The sequence below is a fragment of the Pseudomonas sp. DWP2-2 genome (assembly GCF_049897065.1).
Lineage (GTDB): Bacteria > Pseudomonadota > Gammaproteobacteria > Pseudomonadales > Pseudomonadaceae > Aquipseudomonas > Aquipseudomonas paracarnis.
In genome coordinates, this window is the sequence record NZ_JAFCVN010000014.1 from 131,583 (window position 1) to 151,501 (window position 19,919).

At 61.0% G+C, this 19,919-nt stretch carries 19 protein-coding genes; 14 read left to right on the forward strand and 5 right to left on the reverse strand.

All coding sequences use genetic code 11. The annotated features are described in order from the left end of the window. Positions 1 to 274 precede the first annotated feature (274 nt). Positions 275 to 1,828: a glycosyl hydrolase family 17 protein gene (locus ACP7CZ_RS23895; protein WP_034127189.1), complete on the forward strand. Its 1,554-nt coding sequence runs from the start codon at positions 275 to 277 to the stop codon at positions 1,826 to 1,828. A gap of 106 nt (positions 1,829 to 1,934) precedes the next feature. Here the strand turns inward: ACP7CZ_RS23895 and ACP7CZ_RS23900 are convergent, their stop codons facing one another. Beyond that, positions 1,935 to 2,303 (reverse strand): hypothetical protein, encoded by a 369-nt coding sequence (locus ACP7CZ_RS23900; RefSeq protein WP_014717724.1) that lies wholly within the window; start codon positions 2,301 to 2,303, stop codon positions 1,935 to 1,937. A gap of 233 nt (positions 2,304 to 2,536) precedes the next feature. Between ACP7CZ_RS23900 and ACP7CZ_RS23905 the strand changes: the two genes are divergently transcribed. Then, complete coding sequence (locus ACP7CZ_RS23905) at positions 2,537 to 3,835, forward strand: serine/threonine protein kinase (protein ID WP_032892643.1); 1,299 nt, start codon at positions 2,537 to 2,539, stop codon at positions 3,833 to 3,835. Continuing rightward, positions 3,828 to 4,616, forward strand: coding sequence for an MlaA family lipoprotein (locus ACP7CZ_RS23910; protein WP_003189993.1), 789 nt, complete (start codon positions 3,828 to 3,830; stop codon positions 4,614 to 4,616). The genes ACP7CZ_RS23905 and ACP7CZ_RS23910 overlap by 8 nt, the downstream gene beginning before the upstream one ends. A gap of 56 nt (positions 4,617 to 4,672) precedes the next feature. Here the strand turns inward: ACP7CZ_RS23910 and ACP7CZ_RS23915 are convergent, their stop codons facing one another. After that, positions 4,673 to 5,587 (reverse strand): DUF808 domain-containing protein, encoded by a 915-nt coding sequence (locus ACP7CZ_RS23915; protein WP_034127188.1) that lies wholly within the window; start codon positions 5,585 to 5,587, stop codon positions 4,673 to 4,675. A 134-nt stretch (positions 5,588 to 5,721) separates the two neighbouring features. On the opposite strand from ACP7CZ_RS23915, the gene ACP7CZ_RS23920 reads away from it, so the two are divergent. Together ACP7CZ_RS23920 and ACP7CZ_RS23925 are read left to right on the forward strand one after the other, a co-directional pair. Beyond that, positions 5,722 to 6,327 (forward strand): TetR/AcrR family transcriptional regulator, encoded by a 606-nt coding sequence (locus ACP7CZ_RS23920; RefSeq protein ID WP_032897537.1) that lies wholly within the window; start codon positions 5,722 to 5,724, stop codon positions 6,325 to 6,327. Between the two features lie 203 nt (positions 6,328 to 6,530). After that, positions 6,531 to 6,989, forward strand: a complete 459-nt coding sequence (locus ACP7CZ_RS23925; RefSeq protein WP_198790737.1) for an REP-associated tyrosine transposase — start codon at positions 6,531 to 6,533, stop codon at positions 6,987 to 6,989. Between the two features lie 131 nt (positions 6,990 to 7,120). On the opposite strand, the gene ACP7CZ_RS23930 is transcribed toward ACP7CZ_RS23925, so the two are convergent. Next, positions 7,121 to 7,561: a GlcG/HbpS family heme-binding protein gene (locus ACP7CZ_RS23930; protein WP_020302584.1), complete on the reverse strand. Its 441-nt coding sequence runs from the start codon at positions 7,559 to 7,561 to the stop codon at positions 7,121 to 7,123. A 256-nt stretch (positions 7,562 to 7,817) separates the two neighbouring features. On the opposite strand from ACP7CZ_RS23930, the gene gcl reads away from it, so the two are divergent. The 9 genes from gcl (at position 7,818) to ACP7CZ_RS23975 (ending at position 18,682) form a co-directional block, all read left to right on the forward strand. Continuing rightward, positions 7,818 to 9,593: a glyoxylate carboligase gene (gene gcl / locus ACP7CZ_RS23935; protein WP_200648836.1), complete on the forward strand. Its 1,776-nt coding sequence runs from the start codon at positions 7,818 to 7,820 to the stop codon at positions 9,591 to 9,593. 10 nt (positions 9,594 to 9,603) lie between these two features. Beyond that, positions 9,604 to 10,386 (forward strand): hydroxypyruvate isomerase, encoded by a 783-nt coding sequence (gene hyi, locus ACP7CZ_RS23940; RefSeq protein WP_014717718.1) that lies wholly within the window; start codon positions 9,604 to 9,606, stop codon positions 10,384 to 10,386. An 80-nt stretch (positions 10,387 to 10,466) separates the two neighbouring features. Further along, positions 10,467 to 11,405, forward strand: a complete 939-nt coding sequence (locus ACP7CZ_RS23945) for a 2-hydroxy-3-oxopropionate reductase (RefSeq protein ID WP_405647657.1) — start codon at positions 10,467 to 10,469, stop codon at positions 11,403 to 11,405. Between the two features lie 176 nt (positions 11,406 to 11,581). After that, positions 11,582 to 12,862 carry a glycerate kinase type-2 family protein gene (locus ACP7CZ_RS23950; protein ID WP_294156400.1) on the forward strand — a complete coding sequence of 427 codons (1,281 nt, stop codon included), beginning with the start codon at positions 11,582 to 11,584 and terminating at the stop codon, positions 12,860 to 12,862. Beyond that, the gene (gene pyk / locus ACP7CZ_RS23955; RefSeq protein WP_252950432.1) at positions 12,852 to 14,267 is read left to right on the forward strand and encodes a pyruvate kinase; all 1,416 of its coding nucleotides are present in this window, start codon (positions 12,852 to 12,854) and stop codon (positions 14,265 to 14,267) included. The genes ACP7CZ_RS23950 and pyk overlap by 11 nt, the downstream gene beginning before the upstream one ends. Before the next feature lie 131 nt (positions 14,268 to 14,398). Then, complete coding sequence (locus ACP7CZ_RS23960) at positions 14,399 to 15,274, forward strand: urea transporter (protein ID WP_294156402.1); 876 nt, start codon at positions 14,399 to 14,401, stop codon at positions 15,272 to 15,274. A gap of 31 nt (positions 15,275 to 15,305) precedes the next feature. Next, entirely contained in the window at positions 15,306 to 16,130 is an 825-nt protein-coding gene (locus ACP7CZ_RS23965; protein ID WP_014717713.1) for an ion transporter, read from the forward strand. A gap of 93 nt (positions 16,131 to 16,223) precedes the next feature. Next, positions 16,224 to 17,225 (forward strand): sulfate ABC transporter substrate-binding protein, encoded by a 1,002-nt coding sequence (locus tag ACP7CZ_RS23970; RefSeq protein WP_186608073.1) that lies wholly within the window; start codon positions 16,224 to 16,226, stop codon positions 17,223 to 17,225. A 251-nt stretch (positions 17,226 to 17,476) separates the two neighbouring features. After that, positions 17,477 to 18,682 carry an MFS transporter gene (locus ACP7CZ_RS23975; RefSeq protein ID WP_294156407.1) on the forward strand — a complete coding sequence of 402 codons (1,206 nt, stop codon included), beginning with the start codon at positions 17,477 to 17,479 and terminating at the stop codon, positions 18,680 to 18,682. A gap of 50 nt (positions 18,683 to 18,732) precedes the next feature. Here ACP7CZ_RS23975 and ACP7CZ_RS23980 read toward each other — a convergent pair whose 3' ends face one another. Together ACP7CZ_RS23980 and phnN are read right to left on the reverse strand one after the other, a co-directional pair. Next, positions 18,733 to 18,909 (reverse strand): M10 family metallopeptidase C-terminal domain-containing protein, encoded by a 177-nt coding sequence (locus ACP7CZ_RS23980; RefSeq protein ID WP_294156512.1) that lies wholly within the window; start codon positions 18,907 to 18,909, stop codon positions 18,733 to 18,735. 64 nt (positions 18,910 to 18,973) lie between these two features. Beyond that, positions 18,974 to 19,546 (reverse strand): phosphonate metabolism protein/1,5-bisphosphokinase (PRPP-forming) PhnN, encoded by a 573-nt coding sequence (gene phnN, locus ACP7CZ_RS23985; protein WP_057976699.1) that lies wholly within the window; start codon positions 19,544 to 19,546, stop codon positions 18,974 to 18,976. Positions 19,547 to 19,919: the final 373 nt, after the last annotated feature.

Here is a 19,919-nt window from a genome sequence, read left to right on the forward strand (position 1 = left end):
TAGGGTGCACCGCGCCCCCTTCACGCGCATCGATCCGGTTGCTGAGGCATCAGTGGAGTACTGACAGTTTTATCTTCAACCTGCGTAGGCATTTGCCCTGCTCTGTCAGCGACCTTGGTTGAGCAGGAAACGACATCACATCGCCAGCAGGATGCTTTGTAGGCGTTATCGCCAGAATCCCGCCCGAAGTTTGCATGTCAAAATTATGCAGCCCCACAGGGCTGCGGCAAATCCGGGTAAGATGCGCGCCTTTGCTCCCCCAGATAAGCCGACCATGCCCGCGACTGCCCGCTTCCCTGCCCTGCCCTATTTCTTCGCCTTGATCCTCGGCGTGCTTGCCCTTGTCGGCTACTGGTACGGCCTCGGCCGGCCCGTGGTGTTGCCAGACGTCGCCAGCGCCAGCCATAAGCTGCAATGTGCGTCCTACACACCGTTCGACAAAGACCAATCCCCATTCGATCAACCGTTCGCGTTGCGCCCCGAGCGCATGGACGCCGACCTCGCGCTACTGGCTACGCGCTTTGAATGCATTCGCACCTACTCCATGACCGGCCTGGAGGCCCTGCCGGACATGGCGCGCAAGCATGGGTTGAAAGTGATGGCCGGGGCCTGGGTCAGCAGCGACCCCGTGGCGACCGAAAAAGAGATCAACGAGTTGATCGCGGCGGCCAACGCCAGCCCGGACGTGGTGACCTCGGTGATCGTCGGCAACGAAGCCCTGCTGCGCAAGGAAGTCACCGCCAAGCAACTGGTGGCGCTGATCCATCAGGTTAAAAGCCAGATCAAGCAGCCCGTCACCTATGCCGATGTCTGGGAGTTCTGGTTGCAACACCCGGAAATCGAGCCTGCGGTGGACTTCCTGACCATTCACCTGTTGCCGTATTGGGAAGATGAGCCGTCCGGCATCGACCAGGCGCTCAAGCACGTGGGCGATGTGCGCCAGACCTTCGGCCATAAATTCGCGCCCAAGGACATCGTGATCGGCGAAACCGGCTGGCCCAGCGAAGGTCGGCAGCGCGAAACCGCCGTGCCCAGCCGGGTCAATGAGGCCAGGTTCATGCGCGGCTTCGTGGCCATGGCCGAAGCCAATGGCTGGCGCTACAACCTGATCGAAGCCTTTGACCAGCCATGGAAACGTGCGAGTGAAGGGGCTGTGGGTGGTTACTGGGGGCTGTTCGATGCAGACCGTCAGGACAAAGGTATCCTCGCCGGCCCGGTGACCAATGTGCCGTACTGGCGGCTGTGGCTGGGCGTCGGCGGGCTCATCCTGCTGGGCACCCTGGTGCTCGGCGGCCGCGTTCGCAGCACTCGCTCTGCGTTAATACTGCCGTTGCTAGGGGCCGTCGCAGCGTGCTCCATCGGCAGTTGGGCCGAACTGACCCGCGTTACCGCGCGTTTCAACGATGAATGGCTATGGGCAGGCTTGCTGGTGGTCTTGAACCTGCTGGTGCTGGCTCATGCCGCCCTGGCCCTCAGCGCCCGGCAAGGCTGGCGTGAGCGCGGGTTCAACTGGCTGGAGCAGCGCGCCGGCTGGTTGATGGCAATCGCCGGGTTTGCCGGTGCGGTGATGATGCTGGCGCTGGTGTTTGACCCGCGCTATCGCAGCTTTCCAAGCGCAGCGCTGGTGTTGCCGGCCCTGGTGTACCTGATACGCCCGGTGACCGGGCCACGTCGGGAGATTGCGTTGCTGGCCTTTATCATCGGTGCCGGCGTTGCGCCGCAGTTGTACCGTGAAGGGCTGTTGAATCAGCAGGCCTGGGGTTGGGCAGTGGTCAGCGTGCTAATGGTTGCGGCTTTGTGGCGTTGCTTGCGAGTGCGCAAGGCGTAACACCGCTATCGCAGGCAAGCCAGCTCCCACATTTGACCGTGCTCACAGATAGAAATGTGTGAACACAATCAACTGTGGGAGCTGGCTTGCCTGCGATGAGGCCACATCAGGCGCCGCGAGGCTTCCTGACCAACCGCAACCCCGCAATCACCACCGCAAACACCGCAAACGTCGTGTTGTACAGCGCCAGCGCCGGCAACCCGAACACCAACCCCACCACCGCCAACGCCCACCCCGCACGCCCCGGTACAAAAAAGCCCAGCACCGAAGTGATCAACGCCGCCCACCCCAGCAGCTTGAAATGAATCATCAAACCCAGGTTCGAACGCACCTGGCATTCCCAGCGGCTGGCCTCATCAGCGCAGATGCCAACCCATTGCCCATCCTCCATGAAGCCATAGCGTGCGGCATAACTGGCGGCCAGCCATAACGGCAGGGCAATAAGCAGCAGGATCAACGGCAAACGACGGGACATGGGGCACTCCGATAGGCAAAAACGGCGCCCAGCTTAATCCCACGGCGGCCGTTAGCAAGGTGTTCGCACAGATATCTGTTCAACAAAGCATGGCAAAGTGTATCGTCTCGCTACTATTACCCCGATTCCGACGTTTTTTCCGACTTTTCGTGCCGAGTGCTGGCACTTCGGTGACAAGGCGGTGGTCATAGCCTGCGAACTTCATTCAGCCCGTTCCTCTTAGGGATTAAGTCATGCTCCGTTCCTTGCGCTGTGCTGCCTTGCTGGGCAGCCTATTTTTGAGTGCGTCAGCACTGGCCGTCGATATCGACCAAGCCAGCTATGGCTACCCTTTGACCAACCCGTTCGAAGCGACCATCGCCACCACACCTCCCGATCTGCGGCCAACCCTGCCGACCGATGACGAGATCACCCAGTCCGACTACACCCTGACGATGCGCCCCGAGCGCGAGTTCAGCCTGCCGGACAATTTCTGGGCGGTGAAGAAACTCACCTACCGCATTGCCAAGCAGGACCGCGCCGCGCCTTTGATCTTCCTGATCGCCGGCACCGGTGCACGCTTTGACAGCAGCATCAACGAATACCTGAAAAAGCTGTATTACCAGGCCGGCTACCATGTGGTGCAGCTGTCTTCGCCGACCAGCTTCGACTTCATCAGCGCCGCTTCGCGCTTCGCCACCCCGGGCATCACCCAGGAAGACGCCGAAGACATGTACCGCGTGATGCAAGCCGTACGCGCGCAGAACGCCTCGTTGCCAGTGACCGATTTCTACCTCACCGGCTACAGCCTGGGCGCCCTGGATGCGGCGTTTGTCAGCAAGCTGGATGAGACCCGCCGCAGCTTCAACTTCAAGAAAGTGCTGCTGCTCAACCCGCCGGTCAACCTCTACACCTCGATCACCAACCTCGACAAGCTGGTACAGACCGAGGTCAAGGGCATCAACAACAGCACCACCTTCTATGAGTTGGTGCTGAGCAAACTGACGCGTTACTTCCAGCAAAAAGGCTACATCGACCTCAACGATGCCCTGCTTTATGACTTCCAGCAGTCCAAGCAGCACCTGACCAACGAACAGATGGCCATGCTGATCGGCACCTCGTTCCGCTTCTCGGCCGCCGACATTGCCTTCACTTCGGACTTGATCAACCGACGTGGCCTGATTATTCCGCCCAAGTACCCGATTACCGAAGGCACCAGCCTCACGCCGTTCCTCAAACGCGCCCTGCAGTGTGACTTCGACTGCTACCTCACCGAACAAGTGATCCCGATGTGGCGCGCGCGTTCCGATGGCGGCAGCCTGCTGCAACTGATCGACCAGGTCAGCCTCTACGCCCTCAAGGACTACCTGCGCGACAGCCCGAAAATCGCCGTGATGCATAACGCCGACGACGTGATCCTCGGCCCTGGCGACCTGGGCTTCCTGCGTAAAACTTTCGGCGATCGCTTGACCGTCTACCCGCTGGGCGGCCACTGCGGCAACCTCAATTACCGCGTCAACGCCGACGCCATGCTGGAGTTCTTCCGTGGCTAAATATCTTCTGCTGCTCGCCGCACTGATGTGCGCAGGCGTGGCCAATGCCGACAACAGCAAGGCCCAAGAACCCGTCAAGGTCGATGCCGACGGCTTCAAGGAGCCGCTGACCAAGCTCAAGTTCAACCCAGGCTTGGACCAGCGCGAATTCGAGCGTTCCACGCTCACCGCGCTCAACGTCTACGACCCACTGGAGTCGTGGAACCGCCGCGTGTACCACTTCAACTATCGCTTCGACCAGTGGGTGTTCCTGCCGGTGGTGAACGGTTACCGCTATGTTACGCCGAGCTTTCTGCGCACCGGCGTGAGCAACTTCTTCAACAACCTGGGCGATGTGCCCAACCTGATGAACAGCTTGTTGCAGCTCAAGGGCCACCGCTCGCTGGAAACCACCGGGCGCCTGCTGGTCAACACCACCATTGGCATCGCGGGCCTGTGGGACCCGGCCACCGCCATGGGCCTGCCGCGCCAGAGCGAAGACTTCGGCCAGACCCTGGGCTTCTACGGTGTACCGGGTGGCGCCTACCTGATGCTGCCGATTTTCGGGCCGTCGAACCTGCGTGATACCGGCGGCCTGCTGGTGGACTACAGCGCCGAATCGCAGATCAACTTCCTCAACGTGTCTGAAGTCAGCTCCAACCATCCGGAAGTCTGGGCCCTGCGCGCCGTCGACAAGCGCTACCAGACCAGCTTCCGCTACGGCCAGATGAACTCGCCGTTCGAGTATGAGAAGGTGCGGTATATCTACACCGAATCGCGCAAGTTGCAGATCGCCGAGTAAACAGCAGCGATAAAAAAAGGCCATTCGATTGAATGGCCTTTTTTATGCCTGCGGTTTCACCCTCGCAGTGCTTTCCAACCTTTACCTGCCACGCTGACCACTGCCAGGACGACAGCGCCGGCAATGATCCCCGCCACCGCATTGAGCAGCGTTGGCATCAGCCACGCCAACGCGCCGGTGCTCTGGCTCACGGTTTCGATCCAGTGATGCACCACGGGCACGCCATGGGTGAGGATACCGCCACCAACCATGAACATCGCCGCCGTGCCAATCACTGACAGGCTCTTCATCATGTAGGGGGCCGCGCTCAGGATCGCGCCACCAATACTGCGCGCCACCTGGCCAGGCTTCTGCGTCAGCCACAGCCCCAGGTCGTCGAGCTTGACGATACCGGCCACCAATCCATATACGCCGATGGTCATGACAATGGCGATACCCGACAGCACGATCACCTGCTGCGTGAGCTGCGCGTCGGCGACGATGCCGAGGGTGATGGCAATGATTTCGGCGGACAGAATGAAGTCGGTACGGATCGCGCCCTTGATCTTGTCTTTCTCGAACGCCACCAGATCGGTTGCCGGGTCGGCCACCGCTTCAGCCAACTGTGCGTGTTCGGCTTGATCTTCAGCCTTGCTGTGCAGGAATTTGTGCGCGAGCTTTTCGAAGCCCTCGAAACACAGATAGGCACCGCCAAGCATCAACAGTGGTATCACCGCCCAGGGTGCAAAGGCGCTGATCAACAGGGCCGTCGGCACCAGGATCAGCTTGTTGATAAACGAGCCCTTGGCCACCGCCCACACCACCGGGATTTCTCGCTCGGCGCGCACGCCGGAGACCTGCTGGGCGTTCAGTGCAAGGTCATCGCCCAGCACGCCCGATGTCTTCTTGGCGGCCATTTTTGTCATCAGCGCGACGTCATCGAGTACCGCCGCGATATCGTCAATCAACACCAACAAGCTGCTTCCTGCCATGAACCGGACTTCCGTTAGAGAGAGATGGCGCGAGCATAGCGCGGCGCAAGGCCTTGCGGGCAGATTGTTGAGGCTTGCGGATGGCCGGTGCTACCATGCGCAACCGCCTGTCATGGCAAGGAAACGTCTGGTTTATGAGCAGCATTCGCGAGCGCAACAAAGAAAAAATCCTGCGGGCGGCGAGCGAGGAGTTTGCCGACAAGGGCTTCGCCGCGACCAAAACCAGCGACATCGCCGCCAAGGCCGGGCTGCCCAAGCCCAACGTCTATTACTACTTCAAATCCAAGGACAACCTTTACCGCGAGGTGCTCGAAAGCATTATCGAGCCGATCCTGGCCGCCTCCACGCCGTTCAACCCCGAAGGCGAGCCCAAGGAAGTATTGAGCAACTATATCCGCTCCAAAATCCGCATCTCCCGCGACCTGCCGTTCGCCTCCAAGGTGTTCGCCAGCGAAATCATGCACGGCGCCCCACACCTGAGCGCCGACCAGGTTGAGCAGCTCAACGCTCAGGCCAAGCACAATATCGACTGCATCCAGAGCTGGGTTGACCGTGGCCTGATCGCCGCGATTGACCCCAACCACCTTATGTTCAGCATCTGGGCAGCCACCCAGACCTATGCCGATTTCGACTGGCAGATCTCGGCGGTGACTGGCAAGGCCAAGCTGGATGAGGCCGATTATGAGGCGGCGGCGCAGACGATTATTCGGTTGGTGCTCAAGGGGTGTGAGCCGGATTGATAGACCGCGGCGAGGCTATCGCAGGCAAGCCAGCTCCCACACGGATTTGCGCCGGACACGAAATGTAAAATGGTCACAATCCCCTGTGGGAGCGGGCTTGCCCGCGATAGCGCCCATCCAGACACATCCTGCTAAAAGCCCGCCGATCAGCCTTCACGCCTCAGTCTAGCCTCTCAGAACACCATCTGAAGAGAGGCCACGGAATGCCTGATTTACCTGCTTCAAAACGCCTGCGCATCGGCCGCTATAACGAGTCCAACCGCATTTACCTGCTCACCACCAACACCCTTGAACGCGAGCCTATCTTCAGCGACTTCAGACTCGGCCGCCTGGTCGTACAACAATTCAGGATCGCCCAATATAAAGGGCTCGCAACATCATTGGCCTGGGTGGTAATGCCTGACCATTTCCATTGGCTTGTTTCTCTGGAGAAAGGTTCACTTGCCGACTTGATGCGACAAGTTAAATCCAAGAGCACCCGAGTGGTGAATGCGGTGGCTGGCCGTCAAGGTCGCCTCTGGCAACCGGGCTTTCATGACTATGCCGTGCGTCGAGAGGAAAGCCTTGAGGGGATTGCACGTTACATCGTAGCCAATCCACTCAGGGCCGGGCTGGTAAAGAAGTTTGGTGACTATCCGCTGTGGGATGCCATTTGGATTTGACTGGAGACCGAGTCGACTGCATCGCAGGCAAGCCAGCTCCCACACTGATTGCACTCACACAGTTGAATTTGTGAACACCGCTAATGTGGGAGCTGGCTTGCCTGCGATATCTTACTCACAGTCAGAACGATTCAAGCCGACACCCCCGCATCCGCCATCAACCCCACTCCTTCTATCGCCGTGATCGCACACTGCTCGTCAATATCGGACGTGTCCCCGCTGATCCCGATCGCGCCCAGCACCATGCCGCTCTGATCCCGAATCAACACCCCACCCGGCGCCGGCACGACGCTGCCCTGCCCCAGGCTGTTCAACGCCGCGATAAACGCCGGGCGCTGTTGGGCGTCCAGCGCCAGCAAACGTGAACCCTTGCCCAGGGCAATGGCGCCCCAGGCCTTGCCGATGGCGATTTGCGGGCGTAGCAGGCTGGCGCCGTCTTCGCGTTGCAGGGTGACCAGGTGGCCGCCGCTGTCGAGCACGGCGATGGTCAGTGGCGCAGCCGAAATGGTGCGGCCTGCAGTAAGGGCCTGGGTGGCCAGTTGGGTGGCGAGTTTCAAGGTTAAAGCGCTCATGGGTGCCGTCCTTATCTTGTTATGGGTAAAGCGGTGAGGTCTGTTTGATCAGATGCTCGATCACACAAATAGAACACAATGATGTTTATTTTTGTATACAATATTTTCCAACAAAGGCTCCACACGTCGAAAAAAGCGCTTCCGACGAACGCAAAGGTCAGTTTACGAAAGGCATTGACCAACGCCGCTCGCCGTGAATACACTTTGGACAGACACCACTTGTATACAATTACAAAACGCAAGAGGCACCAAAACCATGAGCAAAATGAGAGCAATCGAAGCCGCCGTCCTGGTGATGCGCCGTGAAGGTGTGGATACCGCCTTCGGTATCCCAGGCGCCGCGATCAACCCGCTGTATTCGGCCTTGCAGAAGGTGGGTGGCATCGATCACGTCCTTGCTCGCCACGTTGAAGGCGCCTCGCACATGGCCGAGGGCTACACCCGTACCAAGGCCGGCAACATCGGCGTGTGCATCGGCACGTCGGGCCCGGCGGGTACCGATATGGTCACCGGCCTGTACAGCGCCTCGGCCGACTCGATCCCGATCCTGTGCATTACCGGCCAAGCCCCCCGCGCCCGGATGCACAAGGAAGACTTCCAGGCCGTGGACATCACCAGCATCGTCAAGCCGGTGACCAAGTGGGCAACCACGGTGCTGGAACCCGGCCAAGTGCCCTACGCGTTCCAGAAAGCCTTCTATGAAATGCGCTCCGGCCGCCCCGGCCCGGTGTTGATCGACCTGCCGTTCGACGTACAGATGGCCGAGATCGAATTCGACATCGACGCCTACCAGCCGCTGCCTCTGGCCAAGCCGCTGGCGACCCGTGTGCAAGTGGAAAAAGCCCTGGCTCTGCTCGACGCAGCCGAACGCCCATTGCTGGTGAGCGGTGGCGGCGTGATCAACGCCGACGCCAGCGAGCTGCTGGTGGAGTTCGCTGAGCTGACCGGCATCCCGGTGATCCCGACCCTGATGGGCTGGGGCACCATTGCGGACGACCACCCGCTGATGGTGGGCATGGTCGGCCTGCAAACCTCGCACCGCTACGGCAACGCGACGATGCTCAAGTCAGACGTGGTGTTGGGCATCGGCAACCGCTGGGCCAACCGTCACACCGGCTCGGTAGAGGTGTACACCGAAGGCCGTAAATTCATTCACGTCGACATCGAGCCGACCCAGATTGGCCGCGTGTTCACGCCGGACCTGGGCATCGTTTCCGACGCCGGCTCCGCGCTGACGATGTTCATTGAAGTGGCCCGCGAGTGGAAAGCCGCCGGCAAGCTCAAGGACCGCAGTGCCTGGTTGCATGACTGCCAACAACGCAAGGCCACCCTGCACCGCAAGACTCACTTCGACAACGTGCCGGTCAAGCCGCAACGCGTTTACGAAGAGATGAACCAGGTGTTCGGCAAAGACACCTGCTACGTCAGCACCATCGGCCTGTCGCAGATTGCCGGCGCGCAATTCTTGCATGTGTACAAGCCACGCCACTGGATCAACTGCGGCCAGGCTGGCCCACTGGGCTGGACCATTCCCGCGGCGCTGGGCGTGGTCAAGGCCGACCCGAGCCGCAAAGTGGTGGCCTTGTCGGGCGACTATGACTTCCAGTTCATGATCGAAGAACTGGCGGTGGGCGCACAGTTCAAGCTGCCGTACATCCATGTGGTAGTGAACAACTCATACCTGGGCCTGATCCGCCAGGCCCAGCGTGGGTTCGAGATGGACTACTGTGTGCAGCTGTCCTTCGACAACCTCAACGCCCCCGAACTCAACGGCTATGGCGTCGACCATGTGGCGGTTGCCGAGGGCTTGGGCTGCAAGGCCCTGCGTGTGTTCGAGCCAGGCCAGATCCAACCGGCCTTGCGCCGCGCCCAAGAGATGATCGAAGAATTCAAGGTGCCGGTGATCGTTGAGATTATTCTGGAGCGGGTGACCAATATTTCCATGGGCACCGAGATCAACGCTGTCAATGAATTCGAAGACCTGGCCCTGGTCGGCAACGACGCGCCGACTGCCATTTCCCTGCTCGATTAAGGAGAACCCTATGCCACGCTTTGCTGCCAACCTGTCCATGCTGTTTACCGAACAGGATTTCCTTGCCCGCTTCAAAGCGGCTGCCGATGCCGGCTTCCAGGGCGTGGAGTACCTCTTCCCGTATGAGTTCAGCTCTGCCGACATCAAGGCGCAGCTGGACGCCAACGGCCTGACCCAGGTGTTGTTCAACCTGCCTGCCGGTGACTGGGCAAAGGGCGAGCGCGGCCTGGCTTGCCACCCGGACCGGGTCGAGGAGTTCCGTGCCGGGGTCAAACTGGCAATCGCCTATGCCCAGGTCTTGGGCAACACCCAGGTCAATTGCCTGGCGGGAATCCGGCCACAAGGCGTCGATGACGAGACCGTGGAAAAGACCTTTGTCGCCAACCTCAAGTACGCCGCCGAGAAGCTGCAAGCGGCGGGTATCAAGCTGGTGATGGAGATGATCAACACCCGCGACATTCCCGGCTTCTACCTCAACAACACGGCGCAGGCCCTGTCGATTCGCGAGCAAGTGGGCAGCGCCAATCTGTTCCTGCAATACGACATCTACCACATGCAAATCATGGAAGGCGACCTGGCGCGGACCATGGCGGCGCACCTGGGCGAGATCAATCACATTCAGCTGGCGGACAACCCTGGGCGCAACGAACCAGGTACGGGTGAGATCAACTACCGCTTCCTGTTCGAGCATCTGGACCGCATCGGTTACGCGGGTTGGGTCGGCTGTGAGTACAAGCCGTTGACCACTACCGAGGCGGGTTTGGGTTGGCTCAAAACCCACAACGCCATCTGACAACTGACACAACACAAAACAATGTGGGAGCTGGCTTGCCTGCGATGCGGACACCTCGGTGTATCAGGCATACGGGGGTGATGCCATCGCAGGCAAGCCAGCTCCCACATGAAAAGAGGATTTTGAACATGGCTAAAATCGGATTTATCGGCACCGGCATCATGGGCCAACCCATGGCCGCCAACCTGCAGAAAGCAGGCCATCAACTGTTTCTCTCCGAACATCACGGCAAGGCTCCGGCTGAACTGATCAGCGCCGGCGCCGTGGCGCTGGCCAACCCGCAACAAGTGGCCCAGGAAGCCGAGTTCATCATCGTCATGGTGCCCGACACCCCACAAGTCGATGACGTGCTGTTTCGCGCCGACGGCGTGGCTGCGGGCCTGTCGCCGAACAAGGTGGTGATCGACATGAGTTCGATCTCCCCTACTGCCACCAAAGCATTCGCCGCCAAGGTCAACCAGGCCGGCGCGCAGTACCTGGACGCCCCGGTGTCCGGTGGTGAAGTCGGTGCCAAGGCCGGCACCTTGAGCATTATGGTCGGTGGCGAACCGCAGACGTTCGAACGCGCGTTGCCGCTGTTCCAGAGCATGGGCAAAAACATCACCCTGGTAGGCGGCAATGGCGATGGCCAGACCGCCAAGGTGGCCAACCAGATCATCGTTGCCCTGAACATCCAGGCGGTGGCCGAAGCGTTGTTGTTCGCCTCCAAAAACGGCGCCGACCCGGCCAAAGTGCGTGAAGCGCTGATGGGTGGCTTTGCATCGTCCAAGATCCTGGAAGTGCACGGCGAGCGCATGATCAAGGGCACCTTCGATCCGGGCTTCCGTATCAACCTGCACCAGAAGGACCTGAACCTGGCGCTGGCCGGTGCCAAGGAACTGGGGATCAACCTGCCGAACACCGCCGGCACCCAGCAAGTGTTCAGCACCTGCACGGCAATTGGCGGCGGCAACTGGGACCACTCGGCGCTGATCAAGGGCCTGGAGCATATGGCGAATTTCTCGATTCGCGATAAATAACCCACACCGCTGATCGTTCCCACGCTCCGCGTGGCAATGCCTCTTGTGACGCTCCGCGTCACGCTTTGGGCGCAGAGCGTCCCGGACTGCATTCCCACGCAGAGCGTGGGAACGATCGCAGAGCGTGGGAACGATCGCTGCACCTCTAATAACAAGAATCCCCCGGGAGCCCGCTTATGTCGGTCGATCCGCAACACCTGCTTCGCGAGCTGTTTGCCACAGCCATCGATGCCGCCCACCCCCGGCAAGTCCTTGAACCCTACCTGCCTGCCGACCGCAGTGGCCGTGTGATCGTGATCGGCGCCGGCAAAGCCGCGGCCGCCATGGCATTGGTCGTCGAAGATTGTTGGCAGGGCGAAGTCTCGGGCCTGGTGGTCACGCGCTATGGCCATGGCGCGCCATGCAAAAAAATCGAAGTGGTCGAAGCCGCCCACCCGGTTCCGGATGCGGCCGGCCTGGCCGTGGCCCAGCGCGTGCTGGAACTGATCAGCCATCTGAGTGAAGACGACCGTGTGATCTTCCTGCTCTCCGGCGGTGGCTCGGCATTACTGGCCCTGCCCGCCGAGGGCATCACCCTGGCGGACAAACAAGCCATCAACAAAGCCCTGCTTAAATCCGGCGCCACCATTGGCGAGATGAATTGCGTGCGCAAGCATCTCTCGGCCATCAAGGGCGGGCGTTTGGCCAAGGCTGCGTGGCCGGCCACGGTGTACACCTACGCGATCTCCGATGTACCGGGCGACCAGGCCACGGTGATTGCCTCGGGCCCGACCGTCGGTGACCCTAGCACCTCGCAACAGGCCCTGGCGATCCTCAAGCGTTACCACATCGACCCCCCCGCTTCGGTGCGCAGTTGGTTGCAGAACCCGGCCTCGGAAACCGTCAAGCCTGGCGATCCGGTGCTTGCCCGCAGCCACTTCCAATTGATCGCCCGCCCGCAGCAATCCCTGGAAGCGGTAGCAGTAAAAGTGCGCCAGGCCGGTTTCAGCCCGCTGATCCTCGGTGATCTGGAAGGCGAAGCCCGCGATGTGGCCAAGGTACACGCCGGCATCGCCCGCCAGATCGTGCAGCACGGCCAGCCACTGGCGGCGCCGTGCGTGATCCTTTCGGGGGGCGAAACCACCGTCACCGTACGCGGCGACGGCCGTGGCGGACGCAACGCGGAATTCCTCTTGAGCCTCACCGACAGCCTCAAGGGCCTGCCCGGCGTGTACGCCCTGGCCGGCGATACCGATGGCATCGACGGTTCAGAAGACAACGCCGGCGCGATCATGACCCCCTGCAGCTACCGCCGTGCCGAAGCCCTGGGCCTGTCGGCCAGTGATGAGCTGGACAACAACAACGGCTACGGCTATTTCGCCGCCCTGGGCGACTTGATCGTCACCGAGCCGACGCGCACCAACGTCAACGACTTCCGCGCCATCCTGATCCTTGAGACTGCCAACCATGACGCCTGACAAGAAGGTCAAAATCCTCGCCACCCTGGGCCCGGCCACCGACGGTATCGACGACATCCGCGAGCTGGTGGAGGCCGGGGTAAATATCTTCCGTCTCAACTTCAGCCACGGCGACCACGCCGACCATGCCCAGCGCTACCAGTGGATTCGCCAGGTCGAGCGCCAGCTCAACTACCCGCTCGGTATCCTCATGGACCTGCAAGGGCCGAAGCTGCGGTTGGGACGCTTTGCCGAAGGCAAGGTGCAACTGGTGCGCGGCCAGGCCCTGCGCCTGGACCTGGATGAAACCTTGGGGGACCAACGGCGGGTCAACCTGCCCCACCCGGAAATCATCGCGGCCCTGGAGCCGGGCATGGACCTGCTGCTCGACGACGGCAAGCTGCGCCTGCGCGTGATCACCAAGCATGCCGACGCCATCGACACCACCGTGCTCAATGGCGGCGAACTGTCTGACCGCAAAGGTGTGAACGTCCCCCAAGCGCTGTTGGAACTGAGCCCACTCACCACCAAGGACCGCCGCGACCTGAGCTTCGGCCTGGAGCTGGGTGTGGACTGGGTGGCGCTGTCGTTTGTGCAGCGCCCGGAAGACATCCGCGAAGCCCGCGAGCTGATCGGCGATAAAGCATTTTTGATGGCCAAGATCGAAAAGCCTTCGGCGGTGCAACGGTTGCGTGAAATCGCCGAACTGAGTGACGCGATCATGGTGGCCCGGGGTGATCTGGGCGTGGAAGTGCCGGCCGAGAGCGTGCCGCAGATCCAGAAAGACATCATCAGCACCTGCCGCCAACTGGGTAAGCCGGTGGTGGTGGCCACGCAGATGCTCGAATCCATGCGCTTCTCGCCGGCACCCACCCGCGCCGAAGTCACCGATGTCGCCAACGCGGTGGCCGAAGGTGCAGATGCGGTGATGCTGTCGGCCGAAACCGCCTCGGGCGAGTACCCGCTGGAAGCGGTGCAGATGATGAGCAAGATCATCCGCCAGGTGGAAAACGGCCCGGACTACCAGGCACAGCTGGATGTCAGCCGGCCCAAGGCAGATGCCACGGTGTCGGACGCCATCAGCTGCGCGATCCGCCGCATCAGCAGCATCCTGCCGGTGGCGGTGCTGGTGAACTACAGCGAGTCCGGCAGTTCCAGCTTGCGCGCGGCGCGGGAGCGGCCCGTGGCGCCGATCCTCAACCTCACGCCCAACCTGTCCACGGCGCGGCGCCTGAGCGTGGCGTGGGGCGTGCACTCGGTGGTCAATGATCGGCTGCGCCAGGTGGATGAGGTGTGTTCCACCGCACTGGAAATTGCCCAGGCCCAGGGCATGGCGCAGCGTGGCGATACCTTGGTGATTACCGCAGGGGTGCCGTTCGGGCAGCCAGGGTCCACCAATTCGCTGCGTATAGAGACGCTGATTTAGCGCCTGTCAGGGCCTCATCGCGGGCAAGCCCGGCTCCCACATTTGATCGAGTTTGCATGTCGAACATCAATCAAATGTGGGAGCTGGCTTGCCTGCGATGAGGGCAACTCGGTCTTATTGACTCAACCCAAATGCACAACCCAACCTGCCCCGACTGGGCCGAAGCCCTGCTCAACGGCTTCAGCCAAATCTTCCTGCAGCGCCACCCGCTGTGCGGCCTGCTGTGCCTGCTGGCGATCCTGATCGGTGCCCCGGCCTTGCTTGGCGGTGCCTTGCTGGGGGGCGTCGCAGGGTTGCTCACGGCCCAGCGCCGGGGGTATCCCAAAGCCGAGCGCCAGGCCGGGCTGTATAGCTACAACGGCGTATTGCTGGGCCTGTTGATCAGCCAGCACTTTGCCTGGTCGGCGCTGGTGCCGCCGCTGATCCTGGCGTGCGGCGGCTTGAGTGCCATCCTCACTCGGCACTGGTTGAAACACGCGACCCAACCCCTGGATTTGCCAGCGTACACCGCGCCCTTTGTTGGCCTGGGCTGGTTGCTGCTCGGCCAGGCCCCGGAGAACACCCTTGCGCTGAGCGAGCCCGACACTGTCGCTGTACTGGCCGCACCCTTCACCGGCCTTGGGCAAATCATGCTGCTGGACCAGCCCCTGGCGGGTGTGCTGATCGCCCTGGGCTTGCTGCTGGCCGACCGTCGCGCCGTCGCGTGGGCCTTGGGCGGCGCCACTCTCGGCATGCTGGCCGGCCTGTGGTTGAACGACCCCACTGGCGCCCTGCTCGGCCTGCACAGCTATAACCCCGCGCTGGCCGGGCTGGCCCTGTGCTCGTCGCGTCGCCAGCCTTGGTTGCCACTGCTGGGTATCGGCCTGGCCATCCTGCTCACCCCTGGCTTTTGCGGCCTGCACCTGCCCGCGCTGACCGCGCCATTTATCCTCGCGTGCTGGCTGGTGCGCGCCGGTCAGCGAATGCTGCACAAGCCTCACATGGACAGCCCGTTCGAATCGCCCTAGGCTTGCTCGATATTCGTTTCAGGCAGGGTTTATGGACAGCAACAACGACTGGCGCCAGCGCCTCTACATCATGGTGTTCCAAAGCGACACCGTCGCCGGGCGGCGCTTTGACGGCATCCTGCTGCTGATCATCCTCGCCAGCCTGGTGATCGTGATGCTCGACAGCATCGACACAATCCATCAGAACTACGCCGACGTGCTGGCCTATATCGAGTGGGGCTTCACGCTGATCTTCGCCATCGAGTACGGCCTGCGCCTGTATTGCTCGCCCAAGCCGCTGCGCTATGCCTTCAGCTTTTATGGCTTGGTGGACCTGCTCGCCATCGTCCCCGGCATCCTCGCGCTGTACTACAGCGACGCCCAGTATCTGCTGATCATCCGCATCATCCGGATGCTGCGCATCTTCCGCGTGCTCAAGCTCAGCCCGTATCTCAAGCAGGCCAACTACCTGATGGCGGCGCTGCGCGGCAGCAAGCAGAAGATCGTGGTGTTCCTGGTCAGCGTGTGCACCCTGGTGACGGTGTTCGGCACCTTGATGTACGTGATCGAAGGCCCGGAACATGGCTTTACCAGTATTCCCAAGGGCATCTACTGGGCGATCGTCACCCTGACCACCGTGGGCTTCGGCGATATCGTGCCCAAGACGCCCCTGGGCCAGGTGATTTCTTCGCTGGTGATGATCACCGGTTACTCGATCATCGCCGTGCCGACGGGTATTTTTACCGCTGAACTGGCAAGTGCCATGCGCGGCGAACAGCTGCATACCGACTGCCCAGTGTGCAAGAAGGACAGCCATGAACCCAACGCCGCATTTTGCGCGCGCTGTGGCAGCAATTTGTTTCGCAAACTGGAATAAGCAAAGTTCGTTTTAATCTTTAAAGCTCTATGCAGGCCCGGCTATAGTCGCTGGCAAATTGCCTCCCTCTTCTCGAACAACAAGGAATGAGCAGTGAAAAAAATCCTCAGCGCCTCTCTACTGGCCGCCGGCCTGGCCTTGGCGGGCTCCGCCCAGGCAGCGACCACCCTGCTCAACGTCTCCTACGACGTGATGCGCGACTTCTACAAGGACTACAACGCCGCTTTCCAGAAGCACTGGGCAGCCGAGCATCCGGACGACAAGCTGACGCTGCAGATGTCCTTCGGTGGCTCCAGCAAACAAGCGCGCTCAGTGATCGACGGCCTGCCCGCCGACGTGATCACCATGAACATGGCTACCGATATCAATGCCCTGGTCGACAACGGCAAGCTGGTGCCGGACAACTGGGTGACACGCCTGCCGAACAACAGTGCGCCATTCACCTCAGCCACGGTGTTTATTGTGCGCAAAGGTAACCCCAAGGCGTTGAAAGACTGGCCCGACCTGCTCAAGGACGGCGTGCAGGTAATCGTGCCCAACCCTAAGACCTCGGGTAACGGCCGCTACACCTATCTGTCGGCCTGGGGTTACGTGCTGAAGAACGGCGGCGATGAAGAAAAGGCCAAGACCTTCGTTGGCAAGTTGTTCAAGCAAGCGCCAGTGCTGGACACCGGTGGCCGCGCCGCCACCACCACCTTCATGACCAACCAGATTGGCGACGTGCTGGTGACCTTTGAAAACGAAGCAGAAATGATCGCCCGCGAGTTTGGCCGTGATCAGTTCGAAGTGGTCTATCCAAGCGTTTCCGCCGAAGCCGAACCGCCGGTGTCGGTGGTGGATAAAGTGGTCGAGAAAAAAGGCACCCGTGCGGTGGCTGAGGACTACCTCAAGTATCTGTGGTCGCCCGAGGGCCAGGAAATTGCGGCCAACAACTACCTGCGCCCACGGGACCCTAAGGTGCTGGCCAAGTACACCGACCGGTTCCCCAAGGTGGACTTCCTGTCGGTGGAGAAGACCTTCGGCGACTGGCGCACAGTGCAAAAGACCCATTTCAATGATGGCGGGGTGTTTGACCAGATCTACTCTGGCCAATAACCCATCTGACTGAATCAACTCGGTCAAACCTGTGGGAGCTGGCTTGCCTGCGAAAGCGCTCTATCAGTCATATTTCTGGTGACTGGTGCACCGCCATCGCAGGCAAGCCAGCTCCCACTTTTTTGCGTAGGGCAGATGTGTCTGAATGTATCATCAGCCGGCATAAGTGATATCACCACAAGCAGCCTACTCACTTGAGAGCCTTGTCTTTACTCTCTCACGCCATCGTCCTTCGCCTTTATGAGTACACCATGAACGCAACCTCTCACGCTGCAGGCACCATGACCCGGGGCATGGTCATGCTGTTCGCGTTTTGCTGCGGCGCCATCGTCGCCAATATCTACTATGCGCAACCGATCATCGAGTTGATTGCCCCGGACATTGGCCTGACGCCGGCAATGGCCAGCCTGATCGTGTCCCTCACGCAAATCGGCTATGCCCTGGGCCTGTTTTTCCTGGTGCCTCTGGGCGACCTGCTGGAAAACCGCAAGCTGATGATCACCACCACCGTCGTGGCGATCGCCAGCCTGTTGGGTGCGGCGTTTATCGAACAGCCGAACCTGTTCTTGCTGGTGTCGCTGCTGATCGGTTTCAGTTCCGTCTCGGTGCAGATCCTGATTCCGCTGGCCGCACACCTGGCGCCGGCCGAATCCCGGGGCCGGGTGGTCGGCAGCATCATGGGCGGCCTGCTGCTGGGCATCCTGCTGGCACGGCCGGTGTCGAGCGTGGTGGCCGACCACTTCGGTTGGCGTGCGATGTTCATGGCGGCCGCCGCACTGATGGCGTTTATCAGCGTGGTGCTGATGCTGACAATCCCCAAGCGCCAGCCCGATCACAGTGCCAGCTACGGCCAGTTGCTGCGCTCCCTGGGCACCCTGTTGCGTGAGCAACCGCTGTTGCGCCAGCGGGCGTTCTACCAGGGTTGCATGTTCGCTGCCTTCAGCCTGTTCTGGACTGCCGTACCACTGGAACTGGCGCGTAACCACGGCCTGAGCCAAAGCGAGATCGCACTGTTTGCCCTGGTCGGTGCCCTTGGCGCCATCGCCGCGCCCATGGCCGGTCGCCTGGCCGATGCCGGCCATACCCACCGCGCCTCGTTGCTGGCGATGCTGTTTGGCGCGCTGAGTTTCCTGCCGGCGTTGGTACACCCGCTCTACAGCGTGATCGGCCTGGCAGTCACCGGTGTGGTTCTGGACTTCTGCGTGCAGATGAATATGGTCCTCGGCCAGCGCGCCATCTACGCCCTCGATGCCAACAGCCGCAGCCGCCTGAACGCGCTGTACATGACCAGCATTTTTATCGGCGGTGCGTTCGGTTCGGCGATTGCCAGCAGCGTGTATGAACATGGCGGCTGGTTGGCCGCCATGCTGGTGGGCAGCGCATTTGCGCTGTTGGCCTTGTTGCGCTTCCTGAGTGCGTCACGTAAAGCCGCGTTGGCCACTGCCCAAGCGTCCTGACGGGGCCTTCGGCTCATAAATACTTTTCACAACGCACAAAGGGGCGGGACTTAATCAATCATTGAGTAAGTCCCGCCCCGCATTGCGTCAAACAATCGCGCCCCTGCCGCCCCTGTATAGTGCTCAACGAAGTTCAGCGCTACCTTGCCGTCGCGTGCCATTTGCGACAGGTCGATCTTGTCTTTCTCCGTATTGAAGTCCACCAACAAGTCGGCATGGGTGCGTATTGAGAAATATGAGCTCCGTCTCCGGGTTTTATCTGGGCGCTGGCATTACCCATGCACTACTGGGTCAGGTGTTCACGCTGTGCCCGTGCTCCAGGCAACACAGCAAGCGTTCGACGGTATGCGCCAACGGGCCGGAATTATCCAATACGAACAACCCCGCGCCATGACCGGCAATCAATTCGGCAGTGAACCGCGCATTGCGCGCGAGGCGCTCCTCGATATCCGCCAATGACTCCCGCCCACGCGCAATCAGACGCTGGCGCAGCACCGCTTGGTCCACCGTCAGCAGCAATACCAGCAAGGTCGGATAACGCTCACGGGTTTGCGCCAGGTGCGCACGGGAACCGTTGACCAGAACGTCGTCCCCCGCGGCCAGCCAATCATCGATTTCCCTGGGGATGCCGTAGGACAAGCCATTAGCCTGCCAGCTCAAGGCAAATGCGCCCTCGGCCTCCATGGCCGCAAACTGCTCGGGGCTCACACCTTGCGCCGCTTCGCCCACCGCCTCCGCGGACCGAGTGATCACCCGTCGCACCATGCGGCACCCACGCTCAACCAGACGTGGGCGTGCGGCATCCAGCAGACTGTCTTTGCCCGAACCCGATGGCCCGATGAGATAGATCAACCTGCCTGCCATTAAAAACCCTCTTCGCTTGTCCCCACACCGGTACATCCCCGGGACCACTGCGCGGCGCCTGGTTTGCACCCGGGGAGCCGCGTCGTAGTAGCCGCAGGAAAGTATACCTAGCAATCCTTCCCACGCCAGGCCAGCGATAGCCACATCACTACAGCGCACTGCGCATTCGGCGCATGCGTCGGGCTTTAATTGCTTGGCCCTACCGTGATCTACACAGTGCGTTTGAAAGCCATGAAAAAGGCGACCCTCAGGCCTAATGCCAGTCAGTTAAGAGCTAGAGCAGACAACCAGTGACTTGTGGCGAGGGAGCTTGCTCCCGCTGGACTGCGTAGCAGTCCCATTTTTGGGGCCGCTTCGCGCCCCAGCGGGAGCA

What these genes read in the sequence shown, in the direction of transcription:
- ACP7CZ_RS23905 (WP_032892643.1), top strand. Translation starts at nt 2,537, where the DNA reads ATGCTCCGTTCCTTGCGCTGTGCTGCCTTGCTGGGCAGCCTATTTTTG.
- gcl (WP_200648836.1), top strand. Translation starts at nt 7,818, where the DNA reads ATGAGCAAAATGAGAGCAATCGAAGCCGCCGTCCTGGTGATGCGCCGT.
- ACP7CZ_RS23925 (WP_198790737.1), top strand. Translation starts at nt 6,531, where the DNA reads ATGCCTGATTTACCTGCTTCAAAACGCCTGCGCATCGGCCGCTATAAC.
- pyk (WP_252950432.1), top strand. Translation starts at nt 12,852, where the DNA reads ATGACGCCTGACAAGAAGGTCAAAATCCTCGCCACCCTGGGCCCGGCC.
- ACP7CZ_RS23965 (WP_014717713.1), top strand. Translation starts at nt 15,306, where the DNA reads ATGGACAGCAACAACGACTGGCGCCAGCGCCTCTACATCATGGTGTTC.
- ACP7CZ_RS23895 (WP_034127189.1), top strand. Translation starts at nt 275, where the DNA reads ATGCCCGCGACTGCCCGCTTCCCTGCCCTGCCCTATTTCTTCGCCTTG.
- ACP7CZ_RS23950 (WP_294156400.1), top strand. Translation starts at nt 11,582, where the DNA reads ATGTCGGTCGATCCGCAACACCTGCTTCGCGAGCTGTTTGCCACAGCC.
- hyi (WP_014717718.1), top strand. Translation starts at nt 9,604, where the DNA reads ATGCCACGCTTTGCTGCCAACCTGTCCATGCTGTTTACCGAACAGGAT.
- phnN (WP_057976699.1), bottom strand. Translation starts at nt 19,546, where the DNA reads ATGGCAGGCAGGTTGATCTATCTCATCGGGCCATCGGGTTCGGGCAAA.
- ACP7CZ_RS23920 (WP_032897537.1), top strand. Translation starts at nt 5,722, where the DNA reads ATGAGCAGCATTCGCGAGCGCAACAAAGAAAAAATCCTGCGGGCGGCG.
- ACP7CZ_RS23900 (WP_014717724.1), bottom strand. Translation starts at nt 2,303, where the DNA reads ATGTCCCGTCGTTTGCCGTTGATCCTGCTGCTTATTGCCCTGCCGTTA.
- ACP7CZ_RS23930 (WP_020302584.1), bottom strand. Translation starts at nt 7,561, where the DNA reads ATGAGCGCTTTAACCTTGAAACTCGCCACCCAACTGGCCACCCAGGCC.
- ACP7CZ_RS23960 (WP_294156402.1), top strand. Translation starts at nt 14,399, where the DNA reads ATGCACAACCCAACCTGCCCCGACTGGGCCGAAGCCCTGCTCAACGGC.
- ACP7CZ_RS23945 (WP_405647657.1), top strand. Translation starts at nt 10,467, where the DNA reads ATGCCATCGCAGGCAAGCCAGCTCCCACATGAAAAGAGGATTTTGAAC.
- ACP7CZ_RS23915 (WP_034127188.1), bottom strand. Translation starts at nt 5,587, where the DNA reads ATGGCAGGAAGCAGCTTGTTGGTGTTGATTGACGATATCGCGGCGGTA.
- ACP7CZ_RS23975 (WP_294156407.1), top strand. Translation starts at nt 17,477, where the DNA reads ATGAACGCAACCTCTCACGCTGCAGGCACCATGACCCGGGGCATGGTC.